General features: G+C 57.2%; 13 protein-coding genes and 1 tRNA gene. 9 read left to right on the forward strand and 5 right to left on the reverse strand.

The window, feature by feature from the left end; all coding sequences use genetic code 11:
• Positions 1 to 238 precede the first annotated feature (238 nt).
• The 4 genes from HMPREF1556_RS05120 (at position 239) to nagB (ending at position 4176) form a co-directional block, all read left to right on the forward strand.
• Complete coding sequence (locus HMPREF1556_RS05120) at positions 239 to 1144, forward strand: diaminopimelate dehydrogenase (RefSeq protein WP_021667267.1); 906 nt, start codon at positions 239 to 241, stop codon at positions 1142 to 1144.
• Between the two features lie 42 nt (positions 1145 to 1186).
• Complete coding sequence (gene lgt, locus HMPREF1556_RS05125) at positions 1187 to 2062, forward strand: prolipoprotein diacylglyceryl transferase (protein WP_021667268.1); 876 nt, start codon at positions 1187 to 1189, stop codon at positions 2060 to 2062.
• A gap of 84 nt (positions 2063 to 2146) precedes the next feature.
• Positions 2147 to 3349 carry an FprA family A-type flavoprotein gene (locus tag HMPREF1556_RS05130; RefSeq protein WP_021667269.1) on the forward strand — a complete coding sequence of 401 codons (1203 nt, stop codon included), beginning with the start codon at positions 2147 to 2149 and terminating at the stop codon, positions 3347 to 3349.
• 41 nt (positions 3350 to 3390) lie between these two features.
• Positions 3391 to 4176 carry a glucosamine-6-phosphate deaminase gene (gene nagB, locus HMPREF1556_RS05135; RefSeq protein ID WP_021667270.1) on the forward strand — a complete coding sequence of 262 codons (786 nt, stop codon included), beginning with the start codon at positions 3391 to 3393 and terminating at the stop codon, positions 4174 to 4176.
• A 196-nt stretch (positions 4177 to 4372) separates the two neighbouring features.
• Here nagB and HMPREF1556_RS05140 read toward each other — a convergent pair whose 3' ends face one another.
• The 5 genes from HMPREF1556_RS05140 to HMPREF1556_RS05160 form a co-directional block, all read right to left on the reverse strand.
• A complete protein-coding gene (locus tag HMPREF1556_RS05140; RefSeq protein WP_021667271.1) occupies positions 4373 to 5635 on the reverse strand; it encodes a class I SAM-dependent methyltransferase in 1263 nt (420 codons plus the stop codon).
• Positions 5636 to 5645: 10 nt separating this feature from the next.
• On the reverse strand, positions 5646 to 8144 hold the full coding sequence (locus HMPREF1556_RS05145; RefSeq protein ID WP_021667272.1) for a glycoside hydrolase family 2 TIM barrel-domain containing protein: 2499 nt from the start codon (positions 8142 to 8144) through the stop codon (positions 5646 to 5648).
• 397 nt (positions 8145 to 8541) lie between these two features.
• Positions 8542 to 8612: transfer RNA gene (locus HMPREF1556_RS05150), tRNA-Cys, on the reverse strand.
• 179 nt (positions 8613 to 8791) lie between these two features.
• A complete protein-coding gene (gene purL, locus HMPREF1556_RS05155; RefSeq protein ID WP_021667274.1) occupies positions 8792 to 12505 on the reverse strand; it encodes a phosphoribosylformylglycinamidine synthase in 3714 nt (1237 codons plus the stop codon).
• 197 nt (positions 12506 to 12702) lie between these two features.
• Complete coding sequence (locus HMPREF1556_RS05160) at positions 12703 to 13698, reverse strand: peptidoglycan DD-metalloendopeptidase family protein (protein WP_021667275.1); 996 nt, start codon at positions 13696 to 13698, stop codon at positions 12703 to 12705.
• A gap of 610 nt (positions 13699 to 14308) precedes the next feature.
• On the opposite strand from HMPREF1556_RS05160, the gene HMPREF1556_RS05165 reads away from it, so the two are divergent.
• The 5 genes from HMPREF1556_RS05165 (at position 14309) to miaB (ending at position 22206) form a co-directional block, all read left to right on the forward strand.
• Positions 14309 to 14902: an outer membrane beta-barrel protein gene (locus tag HMPREF1556_RS05165; protein WP_021667277.1), complete on the forward strand. Its 594-nt coding sequence runs from the start codon at positions 14309 to 14311 to the stop codon at positions 14900 to 14902.
• 132 nt (positions 14903 to 15034) lie between these two features.
• Positions 15035 to 16105 carry a phosphotransferase enzyme family protein gene (locus tag HMPREF1556_RS05170; protein ID WP_021667278.1) on the forward strand — a complete coding sequence of 357 codons (1071 nt, stop codon included), beginning with the start codon at positions 15035 to 15037 and terminating at the stop codon, positions 16103 to 16105.
• Positions 16106 to 16625: 520 nt separating this feature from the next.
• Positions 16626 to 19931: a DUF2723 domain-containing protein gene (locus HMPREF1556_RS05175; RefSeq protein WP_021667281.1), complete on the forward strand. Its 3306-nt coding sequence runs from the start codon at positions 16626 to 16628 to the stop codon at positions 19929 to 19931.
• Between the two features lie 8 nt (positions 19932 to 19939).
• Positions 19940 to 20572: a polysaccharide deacetylase family protein gene (locus HMPREF1556_RS05180; protein ID WP_044125278.1), complete on the forward strand. Its 633-nt coding sequence runs from the start codon at positions 19940 to 19942 to the stop codon at positions 20570 to 20572.
• 224 nt (positions 20573 to 20796) lie between these two features.
• Positions 20797 to 22206, forward strand: a complete 1410-nt coding sequence (miaB, locus tag HMPREF1556_RS05185; protein ID WP_044125279.1) for a tRNA (N6-isopentenyl adenosine(37)-C2)-methylthiotransferase MiaB — start codon at positions 20797 to 20799, stop codon at positions 22204 to 22206.
• Positions 22207 to 22721: the final 515 nt, after the last annotated feature.

Consider the following 22721-nt stretch of genomic DNA (forward strand, 5'->3'; position numbering starts at 1 on the left):
ACCCACGGTAGGTCGCAGAGACGACCTACAGTAGGTTTTTTTAGCGTCGTTTGGAAGACCATCTCCAAAGCCTCTTGGCAAGCGGGCTGGCGAGGGGTCGGCTCGTTGGGTCGAAAACCATCATTTCCTTGCCCTGAACTTCACCCCCGATCTTCGCTCCCGATGCAGGGTATTTAGTATCTTTGTATGATTAAGTGATATATTCACGCTCACCGCTATTTACAAAGCAAAAGAAACAATGTCTGAGACAAAAAAAATACGTGCCGCCGTCGTCGGCTATGGGAACATCGGTCACTATGCCATCCAAGCTCTGGAGGCAGCACCCGACTTTGAGATCGCTGGGGTCGTACGCCGTGATCCATCGAACGTCCCCTATGAGCTTCGCCCCTATCGTGTGGTGGCAAGCATCAAGGAACTAGAGGGCGTCGACGTCGCTCTGCTCTGCACGCCTACTCGTCTGGTCGAGGCGACAGCCCAAGAGATCCTAGCCCTCGGTATCTCTACTGTCGACAGCTTCGACATCCATACGATGATCCTGCCTCTGCGTGAGGCGCTAGGTAAGACGGCTCGTGAGCACGGCGCGGTCTCCGTCATCGCTGCAGGCTGGGATCCAGGGAGCGACTCCGTAGTGCGCACCCTCATGGAGGCTATTGTCCCCAAGGGGATCACCTATACCAACTTCGGTCCTGGTATGAGCATGGGGCACACCGTCGCCGTGAAGGCTATCGCTGGGGTGCACCGAGCGCTCTCGATGACGATCCCCACAGGCACGGGCATCCATCGCCGTATGGTCTATATCGAGCTCGAGCCTGGCTACAAGGCCGAGGAAGTGATCCATGCCATCAAGACCGATGACTACTTCGCCCACGACGAGACCCACGTCACCGTCGTCGATGATGTGGATCAGCTGATCGACATGGGCCACGGCGTCCACATGACTCGCAAGGGAGTCTCGGGGCAGACGCAGAATCAGCTCCTGGAGTTCAACATGAAGATCAACAACCCCGCTCTCACAGCGCAGATCCTCGTCTCCTCGGCTCGTGCTACCCGCCGTCTTACCCCCGGATGCTACACGATGCAGGAGATCCCTGTCATCGATCTCCTCCCTGGAGAGCGTGAGCAGTGGATCGGTAAGCTCTGCTAATCCCCCTTCAGCCCCTCTCAAGCTATCAACCTTCGCTCGCCTATGTTAAGCGCCATCACTTGGGATGTCGATCCCGTTATCTTTGAGGTCTTCGGACGAGGTATTCGCTGGTACGGACTTCTCTTCGCTCTCGGGCTCCTCATCCTAGGCCCTATGGTCGAGGAGCGTATCTGGAAGCGGGAGCATCTCCCCGTCGAATGGATGAACTCCCTCTATATCTACGTCGTCATCGGTACGGTCGTCGGAGCTCGTCTCGGGCATGTCCTCTTCTACAATCCTTCCTATTATCTGGCTAATCCCGCAGAGATCCTCAAGATCTGGGAGGGTGGGCTCGCTAGCCACGGAGGTAGCATAGGGGTGATCCTCGCCGTCTGGCTCTACTCCAAGCGAGTGACTAAGAAGTCCGTCCTCTGGGCACTGGACCGTCTGGCCGTACCTACAGGGCTGGCGGCGGCGCTGATCCGTCTGGGTAACCTGATGAATAGTGAGATCTTCGGCCGTCCGACCGACGCACCCTGGGGCTTCATCTTCCCCCGTGCTTCGGAGTTCACTGGCTACGCTGAGCGAGGCCTTACGATCCCAGCCTGTCATCCGACACAGATCTACGAGGCGCTGGCCTATCTACTAATCTTTGCCTTCTGCTGCTACCTCTATTGGTGCCGAGATGCTGCCCGTCGCTACTCGGGGCTCATCGTAGGGTATTTCCTCATCGGTGTCTTTGGTTCGCGCTTCTTCATAGAGAGCATCAAGAACGTACAGGAGGCTTGGGAGCAACAGCTCGTCGCTAGCTGGGGGATGAACATGGGACAGCTCCTCAGCATCCCCTTCGTCCTCGGAGGCCTTGTCCTCGTCATCCAGGCTTATCGTCATCCCCTAGAGCCGAAGGCGGACTCTTCCCCCGCACCGGCTAAACCCTAGTATACCCGCTCTTACGGACGGGGGCACTGATCCCGCAGGGTCAGCCCCCACCGTAGGAGCTTTCTCATACTTACACTCGCTACTATGTACCAAGTACCACAGATCACCAGCTCCATCTACTATGTCGGAGTCAACGACCGCATGAAGGAGCGCTTTGAGAATGTCTGGTCGATCCCTTCGGGGGTGGCCTACAACGCTTACCTCATCCTCGACGAGCAGACCACCCTCATCGATACGGTGGATGTCTGCTATTCCGACGTATTCTTCCACAAGCTTGATATCCTGCTTGAGGGCCGTCCCCTAGACTACCTTATCATCAACCACATGGAGCCCGACCACGGTGGCTCTATAGGCCTCCTGCGCCAGCGCTACCCTAATATGCAGATCGTAGGCAATAAGAAGACCTTCGAGATGCTCCGTGGCTTCCATGGGATCACGACGGGACTTCATGAGGTGAAGAGCGGTGATGCCCTGCGTATAGGTAAGCATGAGTTCTCCTTCCTCATGGCACCGATGGTACATTGGCCCGAGGTGATGTTCACCTATGAGCAGACGAACCGTGTGCTCTTCTCCGCCGATGCCTTCGGCTCCTTCGGTGCCCTGAGTGGGCACATCCTCGATAGCCACCTTGGCGACCGTCAGGCCTATCTCGAGGAGATGATCCGCTACTACGCTTGTGTCATCGGTAAGTATGGGCCTTTCGTCAAGAAGGCCCTGGTGAACATGGACAAGCAAGGGCTGGATGTCGACTTCGTCTGCCCTGCCCACGGCGTCGTCTGGACCAAGGCAGGCTTCGCCGAAGCACGCCAGCTCTATGACCGTCTCTCCTCTGATGAAGCGGAGGAAGGCGTAGTCGTCCTCTACGGATCGATGTATGGCAATACCGAGCAACTCGCCGACGTCATCGCCCAGAGCCTCGCTGCTTCGGGAGTCAAGAGCATCGTCTGTCACAATGTGACTAAGAGTGACCCTTCGGTGATCCTCCGCGATGTCTTCCGCTACCGAGGGCTTATCATAGGAAGCCCCACCTACTGCGGTGAACTCTTCTCGCCCATCGAGAACCTCATGAACCTCATCCGTATCCGTGATGTCAAGGCCCGCCTCTATGGTGCCTTCGCTTCACACACATGGGCTCCTGCCGCCCTCAAGCGCCTCCTTCCCTTCGCCGACGAGATGAAGTGGGAGGCTGTCGGCGAAGGTGTCGAGATGAAGATGGCAGACCTTCCCTCCATCCTCTCCGCTGCCTGGTCTCTGGGCACTGCTATGGCTGAGCGTCTGAAGGCTTAGCACCTACCTCTAGTATCTTATCAACTAAACCAGCTAATAGTATGCGTCTTATCATCCAGCCCGACTACACGGGTATCTCTCAGTGGGCAGCGGACTACGTCGTCCGCAAGATCCAGTCTGCCCAGCCTACTGCTCAGAAGCCGTTCGTCCTCGGTCTGCCTACGGGTTCTTCTCCTATGGGCATGTATCGAGCTCTGGTGGCAGCCTATCAAGCCGGGCGTGTGTCCTTCGAGCATGTCGTCACGTTCAACATGGACGAGTATGTCGGCATCCCCGAAGATCACCCCGAGAGCTACCATACCTTCATGTGGAAGAACTTCTTCAATCATATCGACATCAAGAGGGAGAACGTCCACATCCTCAACGGTAATGCTCCAGACCTCGAAGCCGAATGTGCTGCCTACGAAGCTGCGATCAAGCAGGCAGGAGGTATAGACCTTTTCCTCGGAGGCATCGGCCCTGATGGGCACATTGCCTTCAATGAGCCTGGCTCCTCTCTAGCATCTCGTACCCGAATGAAGACGCTCACGACGGATACGATCATCGCTAATAGTCGCTTCTTCGATGGAGATGTGAATAAGGTGCCGAAGACTGCTCTTACCGTAGGGGTCGGTACCGTGATGGACGCTCGTGAAGTGCTGATCCTCGTCAACGGACATGGTAAGGCTCGTGCCCTCCAGCAGGCTGTCGAAGGGGCGGTCAACCAGATGTGGACGATTACCGCTCTACAGCTCCATCCTAAGGGGATCATCGTCTGTGATGAAGCTGCTTGTATCGAGCTGAAAGTCGGTACCTACAACTACTTCAAGGACATCGAGCGCCTCTAAGAAGAAGGCATTCCTTCCCAACTAAGAAACGGGTCATCCCCCTGACTCAGCCTCGAGCTGGACAGGGGGATGACCCGTTTTGTATACGCTGGTTAGCGTGCTTAATCGTGGATGATTTCTATGCTTTAGATACGAAGATCATCCTACCCTCGCTACACGGATCCTCGTGGCTTAGAGCGGATGATCGCCTCGCCCATTAGAGGCGGTGACAGAGGACGAGGAGGTGTGCTCCGTCGGAGGCCGTCAGGGCTAGTAAGGTCTTCGTGCCACCGTCCTTCAGACGAAGACGGGAGCGTAGAGCTTCGGGGCGCAGAGGGAAGTTCCGACAGGTGATCTCCGCTTGCTGTATCTCCCGGCCTATAGCCTTCAGCTGGGAGGAGGCAAAGGGGTAAATCCGCTCGACCTCAAAGACCCTCCCAGGGAACTTCCCCTCGGAGAGGTGCTCCGCTGTATAGAGGTGGGTATTGGGATGGAGCGCTTGTACACCATAGGCCCTCCCGATACTTCGGAAGAGTCCCGTCTTCATCAGTGCAGCGTGAGGCTCGAAGAGGTAGCGGAGTGGAGCACTAGCGTAATGCACCTCTTCCTGCTCTTCCTGAGCTAAGGCACGCACGAGGGAAAACTCTGGGACCGACCCGTCTGGACGGAGGTCTTGAGCGATGATCGTGACTGCTTCGGGTTCGGGCTTCGCCTTCGCTTGCTCTAGGTCGATCAGGAGAAGAAGCTCCTTAGCTTCGCCCCGAACAGATACGACGTGAAGCTCCTTGACGCCTGGGATGGAGCGGAGGGTATGCACCACATCGAGCATCGGGGAGAGCTTGACGAGTAGCCTGGGGAAGTGGGGTAGCTGTAGCTCCTCTACGAACGTGTGGAGCTCAGGAAGGAGACGGTGTAGATCAGGCTCGCAGTCCTCGATGGCATAGACCCGACGTGCCGTGTCCTGCCCCTCACGACGAGCGGGGTCGAGGAAGATAAGGCTAGGCTGGTAGGTGGCAAGAAGTCCCTCAAGTTGAGTGAGTGATTCACCCTCGATGATGACTAGATCCTTGGCTGGAAGGAGGCGGGGAAGATTGAAGCGGGCAGCAGCGACGAGCTCTGCTTGGCGCTCGACATAGACGGCACTTCCTGCCTCGGAGGCAAGGGCGGTGAAGTCCACACCGAAGCCTCCCGTTAGGTCGAGAAGCACCTCACCCTTCTGGACGAAGCGACGCTTGTAGCGGGCGGCTTCTTCGCTGGAGCATTGCTCGAGAGTGAGGGGCGTAGGAAGGAAGACCCCAGCTGTATGCCAGCTGGGGAGCTTCCTAGAGAGTGACGGCTCGGATGCGAGCTGTAGAGAGAGGTAGTGGCGCTCTTCTCGGGTGAGAGATCCCTTGCCCAGGAGGATACGCTCGGGGGATGTCCCTCGGTAGGAGGCCTGTAGCTCCAGGATATGAGCTATGAAGCTAGGGGAGAGCGACACGGGGTGGAGGTTACTTGACCTGAATGCGGATGCTTGCCGAGGGGAGACCCTTAGCCGAGACCGTCAGCACTGCTTCTCCGGCACGCTCTGCACTCTGTACGAGGGCTACGAGCTGACCGCTGAAGGCATGGTGACGGGGTAGGTGGAAGGCATCAAGCGAAGCAGGATTGCCCGAAGCAGCAGCACGGAAGGAGCCAGCACCTGTAACCTTGAAGTTCAGGAGGCGACCATCGTCGGGGACGAGGTTACCGTCCTTGTCGACGACACGTACCGTGACGAAGGAGATATCCTTGCCATCGGGTGAGATGGTGGTGCGGTCAGCGCTGAGCTCGAGGTGATGTGCACGGCCTGCGGTGCGCACCGTCTGGGTAGCTACGGCCTTGCCTGCATCGTCGTAGGCGACGACCTTCACCTCTCCGGGTTCGTACTTCGTATCCATCCACATCAGGCGGTAGCGCTTCTGGCGTGTGAAGGCCTTCTGGCTGTCTTCGTTCTCAGTATCCTCGATCTTGATGGATCGATCCTTGCGCTGGCGGCCTTGGCTCTTACCGTTGATGAAGAGCTCGGCCTCGGGGTAGTTGGTGTAGACGAAGATAGGCGTCACCTCTCCTTCACGACCGGGCCAAGTCCAGTGGGGAAGGATGTGGAGTGTCTCGGCATCCTTCTTCCAGTGACTGCGGTAGAGGTAGAAGCGGTCCTTAGGAAGGCCAGCGAGGTCTACGGCACCGAAGAGCGAAGAGTGGCTGGGCCAGTCACTATAGTAGGGCGTTGGTTCGCCTAGGTAGTCGATCCCCGTCCAGATGAATTCGCCCATGCTCCAGTCATGATCTTCCTGACGGATGAAGTCGTCCTCGGGGAGGTTACTCCACCCACAGTGCTCGACGTCGTAGCCAGAGGATTGGTGGTCGGGGTACTTAGCCATGCTCTTGCGCACGACGGGGAACTTATATACCCCACGAGAGCTGACCGTCGAGCAGGTCTCTGAGCCGAGGAGGAAGCCCTGTGGCAGTACCTTGTGCGCCGTGTCGTAGAGGAAGGGGCGGTAGTTGAAGCCCGGGATGTCGAGGGTCGTAGCCATGCCACTCTTGAGGACGCCCAGTGGGTTGTCCATCCCGTTGGTCACGGGGCGGGTGGGGTCTTCACGGTGGCAGATCTCCTGCAGGCGATAGGCGAGCTTAGCTCCGTCGAGCGAAGGTTGCTCGGGGACTTCATTCCCGATGCTCCACATGATGACCGAAGGGCTGTTGCGGAACTGATGCACGAGGTTCACCAGGTCACGCTCATGCCACTCGTTGAAGTCGAGGTTGTAGCCGTTGGGCACCTTAGGCTGGGCCCAGCAGTCGAAGCTCTCTGCCATCACGGGCATACCCATCTCATCACAGAGGCGGACGAACTCTGGGGCCGGCATATTGTGCGAGGTGCGGATGGCATTGACGCCCATGTCCTGCATGGTGCGGATCTGGCGTCGCATGGCGGCTTCGTTCACCGCCGCGCCGAGAGGACCGAGGTCATGGTGGAGGCAGGCGCCTTGGAACTTCAGCTTCCGCCCGTTCAGGTAGAAGCCATCGCCTGCCTTCAGTTCTATGGAGCGGATCCCGAAGGTCGTCGTGTCTCTGTCGAGCAGACGTCCGCCGTCGCTCAGCTCGATGACATACTTATAGAGGTGAGGCTGGTCGATGTCCCAGAGCTGGGGGCGCTCCACGTCGAAGCCCGTATGGTAGAGGCGCTCGGTGCCAGCGCTCTGGATCTCCTCCTCACGCTGTGCTACGACCTTGCCTTCGGGGGAGAGGATCTTCGTCTTCACCTGAAGAGGACGCCCTGAGAGCGTGCTCATCCCAGCGATGCGGGTACGGACGTCTACGTAGGCACGGCTAGCCTCGACCGTAGGGGTCTGGATCTGTGTCCCCCAGAGAGGCACATAGACAGGCGAGGTGAAGGTGAGGTGTACATTGCGGTAGAGCCCAGCGCCGGGATACCAGCGACTGCTCTCGTGCTTATTCTCCAGACGTACGGCGAGGGTATTGGCTTCTCCTGGGCGGACGAAGGAGGTGATGTCGAAGGCGAAGGTGTTGTAGCCATAGGGCCAGTAGCCGACCTCCTTACCGTTGACATAGACACGGGCGTGGCTCATCGCCCCATCGAAGCGGAGGAATACTCGGCGGTCGCCTAGATCGCTGGGGATCTCCAGACTTCGGCGGTACCAACCTGTGCCCACGAAGGGCAGTCCTCCCGTACGGCCAGCATGCTCCATAGCTTCCTTCTGCCCATCCTGAGCGATGGCCAGATGCTGCTTGTCGTTGTCGAAGCTGAAGGGGCCGTAGATCGCCCAGTCATGAGGGACGACGACACGACTCCACTTGCTGTCGTTGAAGGTCGGGGAGGAGAATTGGCTTTGATCTTCTCGGGTGAAGCGCCAGCCTTTCTCAAGGAGACGCTCAGAGCGTTGAGCCTGCAGGGGGAGGCTAAGGGCAGCGCCCAATGTGAGGGCACATGCGAATAGTCGCTTCATTTGGGTTGAGTCTCAATAGTTGTATGTGAAGTGAGCATCGATCACACACGGGTATGATCTTTTCCCAAAGATACGTAAAAAGCCCCTGACCTGCCCCCGCAGCTCTTCTCCCGGCGAAGGCTCAGCTCCATCTGAAGAGGAGAAATCACCCCGCTCGGGAAGCGGTCTGTGGAGGGGTAAAAAACGATCCACTGTAGGTCGTCGAAAAAACCTACTGTAGGTCGTCTGACGATCTACCGTGGGTCGCAAGTGCGACCTACCGTAGATCCCTTTTGGGGGTATCCTAGCCTCCCTCTCCGACGAGGCTCTAGATCCCGCTCCCGAAGCGGGATAGCGAGGGGCGACGACCCAACAAAAAAGCACCGAAGTCTACACGGAGACTTCGGTGCCTTTCTTGAGGTTCCTGGCGGAATCGAACCGCCGTAAACGGTTTTGCAGACCGGTGCCTAACCACTCGGCCAAGGAACCCTATGCTGTGGTTTGCGCTTGCAAAGTAACGAAAAACCTTTTACATACGCAATTACACCCTTTCCTCTGACCGAAAAGCCTTCCCTTCCACCGCCCTTCAGGCCCTAAACGTAGCGAGTCCCCACCAAGCTCACAGCTCGGTGGGGGCTCGCATTTCCTTTGGCTTGAGGAGGGGGAGCTTAGGCGTGCTTCACGCACCAATCATAGGCGTTGCGGAAGGCCTTCATCCACGGTGTCACCTCGTGCTCACTCAGGAGCTCCTCAGGGTAATAAGCGCACTGCCAGGGGAAGATGGCTCGCTCGGGGTGAGGCATCAGTGCCAGATGACGGCCGTCCTCACTGCAGAGCCCTGCGATGGCATCGGGCGAGCCGTTGGGGTTAGCAGGATATGCGTCGTAGGTATAGCGTGCGATGACGTGATAGCGGTCGGGAGCGTAGGGGAGTTCGAACTTCCCCTCTCCGTGTGCTACCCACACCCCGAGGGTCGTACCCGCTAGATCGTGGAGCATCACTGAGTGATTCTCTGGGATCGTGAGGCTGGAGAAGGCGCTCTCGAACTTATGCGAATCGTTGTGCGCCATCTTGTGCTTCAGCTCGTGCTCGGGATAGAGAAGCTCCAGCTCAGCCATCAGCTGACAGCCGTTGCAGATACCGAGACTCAGCGTATCGGGGCGAGCGTAGAAGCGCTCGAGTGTGGCCTTCGCCTGCTCGTTGTAGAGGATACCGGCAGCCCAACCCTTTGCTGAACCCAGTACGTCGGAGTTGGAGAAGCCACCGCAGAAGACGATGAACTGGACATCATCCAGTGTCTCCCTGCCCGATATGAGGTCGGTGAGGTGGACATCCTTGACGTCGAAGCCTGCTAGATGGAGGGTATAGGCCATCTCCCGCTCGCCGTTCGTCCCCTTGTCACGGAGGATCGCTGCTCGCACGGGAGACTTAGTCGTGCGGTTAGGATCGAGACCGAGGTCGACCAGCTTACCCGTGAAGCCTTCGGGATAGCGGAACTGGAGGGGTTGCTTCTTATAGTTGGTGAAGCGCTCCTTCGCCTGCTCTTCGCCACTCTGATATTTGTCCATCAGGTAGGAGGAGCGATACCAGAGATCACGCTTAGCATCGATGTCGAGCGAGAGGAGTGTCTGCTTACCTCTATGGAGGGAGAGCTGTCGACCCGTGGATTCAGGCACAGCGATACGGGCAAAGCCGATGCTGGCGTCTCTGAGGATAGCTTCGAGTGCTTCGGGGTCGGAAGTCTGCACGAGTACCCCAGGATTCTCAGCGAAGAGCAGCTTGACGAGGTCCCCTTCTGGGAAGGCCGAGAGATCTACAGAGAGGCCACCCGACACATTGGGGAAGCACATCTCCAGCAGGGCAGTGACGAGACCACCGGCAGAGATGTCGTGACCTGCGACCAGCACACCTCGCTGGAGGAGCTCTTGGATCGCCGTGAAGGCTTCACGGAAGTATTCGGGCTCTTCGATACGGGGTGTTTCGTCCCCGAGCTTACCCAGCGCTTGTGCCAGAGCTGACCCACCGAGGGCCAGGGGAGCAAAGCTGAAGTCGATATGGTAGACAGGGTATTCGGGACGAGGAAGGAGTACGGGCGACAGGATCTTCTTCACATCGGAGACCTCCCCGATAGCGCTGATGATCACCGTGCCTGGACTCAGTACCTTCGAGCCGTCAGGATACTTCTGTGTCATCGAGAGCGAATCCTTCCCCGTGGGGATATTGATCCCAAGGGAGATGGCAAGATCTGAGGCAGCTTCGACCGCATCATATAGGCGAGCATCTTCGCCTTCGTTACGGCAGGGCCACATCCAGTTAGCGCTGAGGGATACCCCTTCAAGCCCGTAGGTGAGGGGGGCGAAGACTATATTCGTTAGGGCTTCGGCTATGGCAAGTTGGCTACCAGCTACAGGATCGACGAGGGCGGCTGCTGGGGCATGACCGATGGAGGTCGCTATGCCGGATCCACCACGGAAGTCTACGGCCATCGCACCGCAGTCACTCAAGGGAAGCTGGATAGCCCCTTGGCACTGCTGGCGGGCGACACGCCCTGTGACGGAGCGGTCGACCTTGTTGGTGAGCCAGTCCTTACATGCGACACCTTCCTGCTGGAGGACTGCATCGAGGTAGGTCTCGACCTGCTGTGCGTCGTAGGAGAGAGGAGCATGCTTGCGCTCCACATGCTTATCGACCATATAGGTCTTAGGTGCTGAGCCAAACATATCCGACAGGGCTAGATCAATGGGCTTCGATCCATCGGCGTCCTCGAAGGTCAGGTGCATATCGTCCGTCGTATGCCCTACGACATACATCGGAGCACGCTCACGCTCGGCGATACGGGCGATGCGCTCTACGGCGTCCTCTTTCACCAGCAGACCCATGCGCTCCTGACTCTCGTTGCCGATGATCTCCTTGGCTGATAGAGTCTCGTCGCCAATAGGGAAGGTAGAGAGGTCGAAGTGACCGCCCGTTGTCTCGACGAGCTCCGAGAGACAATTGAGGTGGCCACCTGCGCCGTGGTCATGGATAGAGATGATGGGATTGTCGTCGCTCTCCGAGAGGGTGCGGATGACATTCTCCACACGCTTCTGCATCTCGGGATTGGAGCGCTGGACGGCGTTGAGCTCTATGGCGCCAGCGTACTGACCGGTATTGACGGAGCTGACGGCACCGCCACCCATGCCGATACGGTAGTTATCTCCGCCGAGGAGAAGGACCTTCTCGCCGGGCTCTGGTTCACCCTTCTGTGCATCGCTACGGCGGGCATAGCCTATCCCGCCAGCGAGCATGATGACCTTGTCGAAACCATAAGTATTGGTATCTGCTTCGTCGGGTTGGTGCTCGAAGGTAAGTACCGAACCGCAGATCAGGGGCTGCCCGAACTTATTCCCGAAGTCACTAGCACCATTCGATGCCTTCGTCAGGATCTGACGAGGCGACTGATATAGCCAAGGGCGGGCTTCGGTATGCTTCTCCCAGGAGCGACCTACCTCGGTGCGTGGGTAGCTGGTCATGTAGACCGCTGTCCCAGCTAGGGGGACACTGGCACGACCCCCTGCCATACGGTCACGGATCTCCCCGCCAGTACCGGTGGCAGCTCCATTGAAGGGTTCGACGGTCGTCGGGAAGTTATGCGTCTCTGCCTTGAGGCTAAGGACGCTGTCGATGTGCTTACGTACGAAGTAATCAGGCTTATCCCCTGAGGCGGGAGCGAACTGCTCCAGATCGCTTGGACCATCGATGAAGGCGACATTGTCCTTGTAGGCTGAGACGAGGTGATTGGGGTTAGCAGCGCTGGTGTCCTTGATCATGGAGAAGAGGCTACGCTCCTGCTCCTCGCCGTCGAGGACGAAGGTGCCTCCGAAGATCTTGTGTCGGCAGTGCTCGCTATTGACCTGGGAGAAGCCGAAGAGCTCACTGTCGGTCAAGGGGCGTCCGAGTCGCTGGCTAAGAGCCTCAAGGTAAGTGATCTCTTCCTCACTGAGGGCTAGGCCGTGTGTCTCGTTGTAGGAGCGTAGGTCGGTGATCTGCTCTATGGGCTGAGCGGAGAGCGCTGTAGTGAAGACCGAGGCGTCTAGTCCCTCATAGAGGGCCTGAAGCATCGGGTCAAACGCTGCATCTGGGCCTGCTACTTCGCTGAACTCCTCTATGCGTGTGACAGTAGAGATATTCATGTTCTTGACGATCTCTACAGCATTGGTACTCCAGGGGGTGACGAGCTCCCGGCGAGTACCGACGAAGAAGCCAGAGAGCTGTGACTCCGCTAGGGGGGTAGCCCCGCTGAAGAGCCAAGAGAGACGGCTGAGGGTTTCGCTACAGAGGGCAGAGGTGCTCTCTACGACATAGAGCGTGGAGCTACTAGGCTTCCTGAAAAACGTAATCATTCGTAGGCTATGTAGTTGTCTGTAAGGGGTGACGAAGGGTAGGGTCTCGGCGGGGGCTAGCGCTTGGCTCTTCCCAGACCAGATCGCCTGTGCAAAGGTACGTAAAAAGCCCAGGCTTCACCGCCTAGATCTCTCGTGAGTCTGAGCGGTGAAGCCTGGGTATTATATATGGTCATGTCCCTAGGGGTGTCGGGGGGCTAGCTCGGGATGCGGATGGTGCGTCCCGTGGAGAGCTTGGCGCGAGAGGAGAGGCCGTTTGTGTGGCAGAGCTTGCTCACGGAGACGCCGTACTGCGAGGCGATGGAGCGGAGCGTATCACCACGCTTGATGCGGTGCGTCTTAAACTGCTCTTCGTTCGCCTCACCGCTCTTCTTGGGCTTAGCTACAGCGTTGGCCACCGCTACGGAGCGGGGCGTACGATAGGCGCCCTTGACGAAGGCGAAGATGTCGAAGCGAGGGACACCCGCCTGGAAGTCGAAGAGGTCCGATGGGTCGATAGGTATCCCCATGAAGCGAGCCTCGAAGTGGAGATGTGGGCCTGTAGAGCGCCCAGTACTCCCACCGAGACCTACGGGGTCTCCTGCTCGGACGATGGTGCCCTCACGGACGATCGAGCGGCTCATGTGGCCGTAGACCGTCTCCAGGCCGTTGGGGTGGCGGATCACGACATAGTTGCCGTAGCCTCTACCTTCGTAGGACTTGATACGCACCTTGCCTGAGAAGGCTGCCCGGACGGTGTCTCCGGTGCTTAGCTTAAGGTCTACCCCGTAGTGCATACGCCCGAAGCTGTGGCGGAAGCCATAGTTGGACGTCACCTGACGGGTGGAGATAGGCATCACGAACTCTTGGAGATCGATATCCTGACGATCGGGGATATTGACCGACATCCCAGCGAAGGGATTGACGTAGCTTCCCCAGGACGATTCTCCGTAGATCTCAGAGGCAGGGTCTTCTAGATCCTCCTGCTGTTTCTTAGCCTGAAGGTCAGCCTCACGGCGTTTCTTCTCCTTAGAGAGTCGGCTTTTGATCTCGAGTCGGTCGGCCAGAAGCAGATGCTCCCCACTGGAGAGATTCTGCTGACCGGCTGTCGTGCGTGTCTCCTTCTTCGGTGTCTGTGCCTTCCCTTGTGGACCTGCTGCCCAGGCGGGGAGTGTAGTGGCGACCAGACACAGAGATGCGCATAACAGTCGCATTCTTTTACTTGTCATACCAGCTTTTGATACTTGGATTAAATGTTACTCTATTTCGGTATGCAGGAGCGCATCTCCTGCAGTGGTTTGTGCAGACAGGGCTTCCCAAACCAGCGAATGCAAAGGTAGTCAAATACTTAGAAACGCAAGTCCTGCACACTTGTCCCTCTGGTGTGCATCCCCTGGACTCCCCGCTGGGACCACCCTGTGGGAGTAGGGGAGGGACGTCTTCTTAACGCACCGAGAAGCCCCTGGTGTATACCCCCTCTTTTATTATGTAGAATGATTCGTCTGCCTTGAGGGTGGAGAAGGCGCTCCTCGGAGGAGGTAAAATGAAACCTACTGTGGGTCGTCGATGCGACCTACCGTAGGTCGTCTCGACGACCCACAGTAGGTTTTTTCGGCGATCCACGGTAGGTCGTTTTTGGGGTGCTCGAGATCCCGCTTGTTATCAGCCTTTGGAGAGGGGCTAGATCAGGCACAAAAGATCCCGAGGTGACGTAGCCCTTCTCGGCAAGAAAATCGCTACTATGCGCTCCTTTTGTCAAAATGTGTAACTTTGGCCCCTAGCCACGGGCTAATCCCGTGGTGTATACCTAAAGAAAAAACGAATATGAAGAAGCTATTTTTCGCCGCCTTCGCACTTGTAGCAGGCGTGCTCTCAGCTCAGGCTCAGAACGCTATCCATCCTCGTGTAGAAGTCGCAGGGAACTTTGCTCGCTCGGTCATCACCAACGTTGACGGCTCTTCCGTCAATGGGCTCAAGGTGCGCCCAGGCTTCCGTGCTAGCGTCGCTGCCGAGATCGACCTCGCTGCAGGCGTGTATCTTGCTCCTGGGATCACTTTCCGCCAGGAAGGGGCTAAGTTCGCTAACTCCTCTCTCGGCCTCAACTACCTGAGCGTTCCCGTAGATCTCGGTATCCGTGTTGGCCTCGGAGATAACCTCGCTGTCTCTGTAGAAGCAGGTCCTTCCTTCGCCTATGGTATCTCTTCTGTCTCGGACGTCAAGGGTGCAGTAGACGCCTTCAAGGAAGGTGGCTTCAAGCGCTTCGATGCAGGCTTCAACGCCTCTGCTGCTCTGGAGTACAGCAAGGTCTACCTCCGTGTCGGTACCGAACTTGGTCTGGTGAACACCCTCAAGGAAGCTGTCCAGAAGGCAAGCAATAAGAACTCTTCCTTCTTCGTCGGGGTTGGCTACCGCTTCTAAGCCCGCATCCCTACTCACCCTCCTCGAGGTGTGAGTGACCCTTCTCCATCCCCACTGTGGCACATCCTGCTGCAGTGGGGATGGTCTTTTTAGTGTATCTTTGCGACAATCAATACAATAGTTTATCCCTATATGGAGCAAATCATTAGCAAGTTCGTACCCCTTAGTGACATCGGGGAAGTACAAGCCTTCGGTAACGGTCATATCAACGATACCTATGTCATCAGTGACCGCTCGGGCGAGCGTCGCTGGATCCTACAGCGAGTCAATCACCACGTCTTCCCTCGTATCGAGGTGCTACAGCGCAATGTCGGTATCGTCTCCGACACCCTTCGCCAGCGCCTAGAGGCCGACGGTGATCCCGAGTGCGACCGCAAGTACCTGCACTTCTTCCCTCTACTGGACGATCCTGAGAAGAACTACTACCACGACGGCGAGAACTACTGGCGCCTCTGTCGCTTCATCCCCGAGAGCATGAGTCTGTCGACACTGAGCCCCAAGGCAGCCTACCACGCTGGTGAAGCCTTTGGCCAGTTCGAAGAGATCCTCTCTGTCATCCCTGAGGGGGTACTCGGTGAGACGATTGAGAACTTCCACAGCATGCCCTTCCGCCTGAAGCAACTCCGTGATGCCATCGCCGAGGATCCCTGCGGTCGTGTCGCCTCCGTCCGTGATATCATCGAGGAGATCGAGCGCCGTGAGGACTCAATGCTGATCCAGGAGAAGCTCTACGCTGAGGGTAAGCTCCCCAAGCGCACCATCCACTGCGACACCAAGGTGGACAATGTCCTCTTCGACAAGTCCGGAGCAGTGCTCTGCGTCGTCGACTGGGACACGGTGATGCCTGGCTTCATCCTGAGCGATGTCGGGGACTTCATCCGTACGGGCGTCAACTTCGCTCCCGAAGACGAAGCCGACCTCTCTAAGATCGGTGTCAACATGGAGATCTATAAGGCCTTCGTCGAAGGCTATCTCTCTACGGCTGGGAAGTTCCTTACTCCCACGGAGCGTAGCCTCATCGCTTACGGCGGTCGCCTGATGACTTACATGCAGACGGTGCGCTTCCTCGTAGACTATATCAACGGGGATACCTACTTCAAGATCCACTTCCCTGAGCACAACCTCCAGCGTACCCGTGCTCAGCTCCGCTACCTCCAGTGCCTCGAGGAGAAGGCCGAGGAGATGGAGGCGCTCCTAGCCTAGTCTAGCGCTCCCTACATTATATATAGTGGCTACAGATCCCCCCAGCGAGGGGCGGGTCTGTAGCCACTTCTTTTTCCCGTCGGGTGGGGTGGGGGAAGGGTGCTTCTCCAGCCCCAGTCTAGCCGACCCTCCGAAGGGGGGCAAAAGAAACCTACGGTAGGTCGTCGATGCGACCTACCATCGTCTCGACGACCTACAGTAGGTTTTTTCGGCGATCTTACCGTAGATCCCTTTTTAGCCCCTCCAGATCCCGCTCCACAAGCGGTCTCTGCGAGGAGTGAAAAACTCAGGGTGATGACGCTCGCTTTAGGGTGATGAATCGGGGGCTTTTCGTCCCCTCGCTTCCCTTCGATTCGCCTTGCGCAAGTGGGGGCTAATGAGCGGGAGCAAATAGCCCTGATCTTCGGCCGAAGGTCTTCGCTCCGTAGCGTGTCGCCTTATATCGCTATCTTTGCAACTAATATAACCCACTACGCTCTGTCGTAGAGTCGTAGCTCAGGGAGCTTAAACGTAGCAGTACATGAATTGGAAGCAATTTAATCGAGCCAATAACCTCCTCGGTTGGGCGGTCTTCGTGATCCCTACCTTGACTTATCTCCTGACCATGGGTCCCTCAGCAAGCCTCTGGGACTGTTCGGAGTTCATCGCATGTGACTACAAGCTAGAGATCGGTCACCCTCCCGGTGCCCCCTTCTACATGCTGGTCTACAATGTCATCTCTCACCTCGGGGGAAGCCCAGAGCGTGCTGCCGTCTTGACCAATGCCACGAGTGCAGTGCTCAGTGGTCTGACGATCCTCTTCCTCTTCTGGACGATCACACACATGGTGCGTCGTGTCCTCAGTCCTAAGGCGCACCTCGGTGAGCAGGGTCTGGATCCCGTCGGCGAGGTGATGACACGGGGACAGGCCGTGGCTATCCTCGGGTCGGGACTTGTGGGTAGCTTGGTCTACACCTTCTCGGATTCCTTCTGGTTCAGCGCAGTGGAGGCGGAGGTCTATGCCTTCAGTTCGCTCTTCACGGCGGTGGTCTTCTGGCTGATCTTCAAGTGGGAAGAGCGTAGTAAGTACGAGCGCTCCGACCGCTGGCTCATACTCATCGCTTACCTGATGGGGCTGAGTATCGGCGTACACCTACTGAATCTCCTTTGCCTGCCTGCCATGGCGCTCGTCTACTACTTCCGCCGAGCTAAGACGCCGACGCTCAAGGGGAGTGTGCTCTCGCTCGTCGCTTCGTTTGCTCTGGTGGGACTGATGATGTACGGCGTCGTGCAGGGGGTGCCCAAGTTCGCTGGTAAGTGGGATATGTTCTTCGTTAACAGCCTAGGCCTGAGCTACAATCAGGGGATGTATATCTATCTGGCTGTGCTCGTCGCCGTCCTCATCTGGGGCGTGTATGAGACAGAGCTGGCCCTAAAGGATGAGAAGCACCTCAGATCCCATCGCTTCCGCCTCTCCATCGTACTCTCCCTCGTCCTCATGGGGCTACCGCTCATCGGAGATGGTATCGTAGCCTTCCTGATCGCCGCTGCGATCGGCTCCTTCTTCTATTGGTACAAGGGCTTCACAGCCCGTGTGGTGCATACCGTACAGATGTGCCTCGTGGCTATCGCCATGGGCTTCTCCTCCTATGGAGTGATCCTAGTGCGTGCCGTGGCAGATCCGCCGATGAACGAGAATGCCCCCGCTGATGCCTTCTCCCTCCGATACTATCTGGCTCGTGAACAGTACGGCTCTGCACCCCTCTTCTATGGGCCAACTTTTGCCTCCGAATATAAGATGGGTCCCGACGGTCGCCCTGTCTTCAAGGACAAGGAGCCTACCTACGGACGTATCCACAAGGACAGCCCTTCTGACCCCGATAAGTACGTAGTCCGTGCCAAGGAGGATGAGCCCGAATATGAGAGCTCCGGCATGATGCTCTTCCCCCGTGTCTATGATCGTCGACACGCCGAGATGTATAATACCTGGATGGGGCGTGCGGCGGATGATATGACCGTGCCTACCTTCGGCGACAACATCACCTACTTCCTCAACTACCAGCTCACCTACATGTACTGGCGCTACTTCATGTGGAACTTCGCCGGCCGACAGAATGACCTGCAGGGAGATGGTAGTCTGCTACGTGGAGGGGCGATCACAGGGATCCCCTTCATCGACTCCTTCTTCTATGGTGATAGCTCTGCTTACCCAGAGGATATGACCGCCAATAAGGGACACAATGTCTACTACGCACTGCCCCTTCTCTTGGGACTCCTCGGTCTCTTCTTCCAGATAGGACAGGGGAAGCGTGGGGTAGAGAGCTTCTGGGTCACCTTCATGCTCTTCTTCATGACGGGGATCGCCATCGTGCTCTACCTCAACCAGTACCCTGGGCAGCCCCGTGAGCGTGACTACGCTTATGTCGGCTCCTTCTACGCCTTTGCTATCTGGATCGGCTTTGGGGTGGCTGCCATCGCTACCCTTGCTACTCGTCTCCTCTCCAAGCCCGCTGATCGCAAGAAGGCTTCAGAGGACGAAGCTCCCGCACTCATCTCTACCACGGCAGCGGGAGTCGTGACGCTGGTAGCTCTACTTGTGCCCCTGCAGATGGCCGGACAGAACTGGGACGACCACGACCGATCTGGGCGTACGGTCGCCAGCGACATGGGGCGCAACTACCTCGAGAGCTGCGAACCGAATGGGATCCTCTTCTGCTATGGCGACAATGATACCTTCCCGCTCTGGTACGCTCAGGAGGTCGAAGGGATCCGTACCGACGTACGTACGGTCAACCTCTCCTATCTCTCTGGTGACTGGTACATCGATCAGATGAAGAAGCAGGCTTATGAAGGGAAGCCCGTCCCCCTTGGGCTCCTACCTAAGTCCTATTACTACTATACGAACTATGCCCTGATCGACCCGAATAATCCCAACGAGGCGACAGTGCAGCAGGCCTTCTCCAAGCTGGAGAGTAGAGGACCTAGTTCCCCTGGGATCCTCCCGACGGCTAATATCGTCCTCCCCGTAGATTCGGCTACCGTAGCCAAGCGCTTGGCTAAGAGCTTCCCCGACCTGGTGCAGTACATCACGCCCAAGCTCTCCCTCTCTCAGGCAGGCCGTCAGTATGTTGATATCGGTGGGCTCTCGGTGCTGGATCTCCTGGCATCGAACAACTGGGAGCGCCCCATCTACTGGGCGATCACCTCACCTCGTAACGCCTTCAACGGGATGACCGCTAGCATGGTGCAGACTGGGATGGCCTCGCAGCTCCTTCCCCTAGAGCCTCGTACCGACAGTACGGGACGCACCCTAGACTACGGCATCGGCAACCTAGACCGTATGTACGAGACTGTGATGACTAAGTTCCGTTGGTGCGGTGCCGACAAGCCCGGAACTTACTTCGATGAGAATGCACGTGGTATAGTCTCTACCCTTCGTAATCAGATATTCACCCCTCTGGCCCTCGGCTATCTGGAGCGTGGAGACAAGGCGAAGGCTCAGACCGTCCTGCGCAAGTGTATGAGCGTCATCCTCGAGGAGAATGTCCCCTACGAGACGAGTGCGCTCTACTTCGCTGATGCGCTCTATCGTGCCGACATGAAGAAGGAGGCGGACCACGTCCTACAGGCCATCGCTCGCCGAAGCCTCAGCACGCTGGCCTGGGCTGTACAGCTCTCCCCAGAGAAGTTCGACGAAGTCTCTCGTCACGGCGACCTGCAGGATGCCTATACAGCCATCTCGTATGCGCTGGACTTCTCCAAGAACTATCGGTCTGATGCCCTCAAGGCGTACGAGGCTCAGATCTCCGCTCTTCTGCGTCGTCTAGGCGTAGCTCCTCAGCAGTAAGGCCTAGGATGGTCGAGCGTCTTCTCTGTCGTGTACCCATGTGGTACCGCATGCTCGTCCCCGGAGCACGCTGGCGTATACCAGCGATCACGGGGAAGAGTATCTACCTTACGTTTGATGATGGTCCGATACCCGAGGTCACACCTTGGGTATTGGACCAACTCGATGAGCTCGGTGTGCGGGCTACCTTCTTCTGTGTGGCTGACAATGTACGTCGCTATCCGGAGCTCTTCGAGGAGATCAAGCGAAGAGGTCATGCCGTGGGCAATCATACCTACCATCATATCCAAGGGATCTTCCACTCTACGAGCGACTATATGCGAGATGTATATGCTGCTCATGAGTTGATCCATTCGCGCTACTTCCGTCCGCCCCACGGGCATCTACGCTTTGCGCAGAACCGGGAGCTCAGCCACAGCTTTGAGATCGTGATGTGGGATGTCGTCACGCGTGACTATAACCCTAAGCTCAGCCCCGAGACGATCGTCGGCTACGTGCAGCGCTACGCTCGCAACGGGTCGATCATCGTCTTCCACGACTCGCTCAAGGCTGAGAAGAATATGCGCATAGCCATGCCACAGGCCGTGCGCTGGCTACAGCATGAGGGTTACCACTTCCTGCGCATCGGTGATGCGCCTTAGCATTCGCATGTATTATCGTGAGGGATGGATCAAGTAAGGCCTTTGGTTAGGACATAAAAAAAGCGGAGCTGACTTCCCAGCCAGCTCCAACCTATTAACCAAAACCTTAACTATGAAAAATCTTACATTTTCATTGCAAATATAAGGATAAATTATTTCCTACAATACGCTCTGCTAAGATTTCTCTCCACCCTCCTCTCACTCCAAACCTCCCCTATACGTTCATGAGCAAGCCCGAGCACTCCTCCTCTAGCTCTCTTCACTCTTCACCCGCCACCTCCCCCCGTCGTGTCTACATCGAGACCTACGGCTGTCAGATGAATGTCGCCGATAGCGAAGTCGTCGCTTCGATCATGCAGATGGACGGCTTCCACCTGACGGAAGACCCCGAGCTGGCCGATGCCATCTTCCTCAACACGTGCTCTGTCCGGGACAACGCCGAGCAGAAGGTCCTCAACCGTATCGCCTACTATCACTCGATCCGCCGCAAGAAGCGTCGGCGCATCATCATCGGTGTCCTGGGCTGTATGGCCGAGCGGGCCAAGGGCGAACTGATCGAGAAGCACCATGTCGATCTCGTCGTGGGTCCCGACAGTTACCTGGATCTACCGAATCTCGTCGGCGCCGTAGAGCGTGGGGAGAAGGCTATCAATGTCCAGCTCTCCACCACCGAGACCTACAAGGACGTCCTCCCGCTGAAGATCGGCGGGCTCAACCTCTCCGGCTTCGTCTCGATCATGCGTGGGTGCAACAACTTCTGCTCCTACTGCATCGTCCCCTACACCCGAGGTCGTGAGCGAAGCCGTGAGCTGGAGAGCATCATCCGTGAGGTGAAGGACCTCGAGGAGAAGGGCTATCGGGAGATTACCCTCCTTGGGCAGAACGTCAACTCCTACCGCTTCGAAGGCAATGGCCAAGTCTATGACTTCGGTGACCTACTGGAACAGGTGGCTCTGGCTGTACCCAAGATCCGTATCCGCTTCACTTCGCCCCACCCCAAGGACATGGATGACAAGGCGATCGCAGTGATGGCCAAGTATCCGAATATCTGTAAGCACATTCACCTGCCCTCTCAGTCGGGCAATGACCGCATCCTCAAGCTCATGAAGCGCAACTATACCCGTGAGTGGTATCTGGAGCGGGTCGCCGCTATTCGTCGGGTGATGCCCGACTGCGCCATCACCTCGGATATCTTCTGTGGCTTCCATGACGAGAGCGAGGAGGACTTCCAGGATACCCTCAGTCTGATGCGGGAAGTCGGCTACGACAACGCCTTCCTCTTCAAGTACTCCGAGCGCCCCGGCACCTATGCCGCCAAGTACCTCGAGGATAATATCCCCGAGGATGTGAAGATCCGTCGCCTCGAGGAGATGATCGCCCTGCAGACCCAGCTCTCCCTCGAGAGTAACCTACGAGACGTCGGCAAGACCTTCGAAGTCCTCATCGAAGGCTTCAGCAAGCGCTCCCGCGAACAGCTCTTCGGTCGAAGCCAGCAGAATAAGGTCGTCGTCTTCGATAAGCAAGGCTACCGAGTCGGGCAGTATGTCGAGGTGCGCATCGAGTCCGCTACCGCTGCTACCCTCATCGGGAAGCCCGTCCGCCCTGCCGAAGGGTACGACCCCGAGGCCCACTAGCTGAGCACTCCTATCATATATAGTAGAGGTCACATGATCCCGTCGGGGCGTGTGACCTTTTTCTTTGCCTCAAGCCTCGAACTCTAGGACACCCCAAAAAGGGATCTACTGTAGGTCGGTCGACCGACCTACCGTGGGTCGCGAGGCGACCTACAGTAGGTTTTTTCGGCGACCTACCGTGGATTTCTTTTGGGGGTGCCGTAGGGGGTGGTTTCACTGAGTAGAATCCCCCCCTGTCTGAAGAAGGGTGTTTTTGCCTCTCGGAAGACAAAGGCAAGACGGGGGAAAGAGGGTAGGATCGCATCCGATTTTGACGGATCGGAGCGAAAAAGTTTTGTAGAGGTGGTTTGGGAGAACTGACGCCCTCTTTTTCAGGGATATACCCCTGTTTCTTTTGCCTCAGATTAGCCCATTTTCGCCCCTTTGATCCGTGCTTTAGAGAAAAAACTTTGCGAAAGATTTGGTGGAATAAAAGGAACGTGCTACCTTTGCAGTCGCAAAAGAAACGGGTGACC

This window comes from Porphyromonas sp. oral taxon 278 str. W7784 (assembly GCF_000467855.2).
Taxonomy (GTDB): Bacteria; Bacteroidota; Bacteroidia; order Bacteroidales; family Porphyromonadaceae; genus Porphyromonas.

Excerpts from the sequence above, each read along its gene's own strand:
- purL (WP_021667274.1), bottom strand. The coding sequence starts at position 12,505 with ATGATTACGTTTTTCAGGAAGCCTAGTAGCTCCACGCTCTATGTCGTA.
- nagB (WP_021667270.1), top strand. The coding sequence starts at position 3,391 with ATGCGTCTTATCATCCAGCCCGACTACACGGGTATCTCTCAGTGGGCA.
- HMPREF1556_RS05165 (WP_021667277.1), top strand. The coding sequence starts at position 14,309 with ATGAAGAAGCTATTTTTCGCCGCCTTCGCACTTGTAGCAGGCGTGCTC.
- HMPREF1556_RS05180 (WP_044125278.1), top strand. The coding sequence starts at position 19,940 with ATGGTCGAGCGTCTTCTCTGTCGTGTACCCATGTGGTACCGCATGCTC.
- HMPREF1556_RS05170 (WP_021667278.1), top strand. The coding sequence starts at position 15,035 with ATGGAGCAAATCATTAGCAAGTTCGTACCCCTTAGTGACATCGGGGAA.
- HMPREF1556_RS05120 (WP_021667267.1), top strand. The coding sequence starts at position 239 with ATGTCTGAGACAAAAAAAATACGTGCCGCCGTCGTCGGCTATGGGAAC.
- HMPREF1556_RS05160 (WP_021667275.1), bottom strand. The coding sequence starts at position 13,698 with ATGCGACTGTTATGCGCATCTCTGTGTCTGGTCGCCACTACACTCCCC.
- miaB (WP_044125279.1), top strand. The coding sequence starts at position 20,797 with ATGAGCAAGCCCGAGCACTCCTCCTCTAGCTCTCTTCACTCTTCACCC.
- HMPREF1556_RS05145 (WP_021667272.1), bottom strand. The coding sequence starts at position 8,144 with ATGAAGCGACTATTCGCATGTGCCCTCACATTGGGCGCTGCCCTTAGC.
- lgt (WP_021667268.1), top strand. The coding sequence starts at position 1,187 with ATGTTAAGCGCCATCACTTGGGATGTCGATCCCGTTATCTTTGAGGTC.
- HMPREF1556_RS05130 (WP_021667269.1), top strand. The coding sequence starts at position 2,147 with ATGTACCAAGTACCACAGATCACCAGCTCCATCTACTATGTCGGAGTC.
- HMPREF1556_RS05175 (WP_021667281.1), top strand. The coding sequence starts at position 16,626 with ATGAATTGGAAGCAATTTAATCGAGCCAATAACCTCCTCGGTTGGGCG.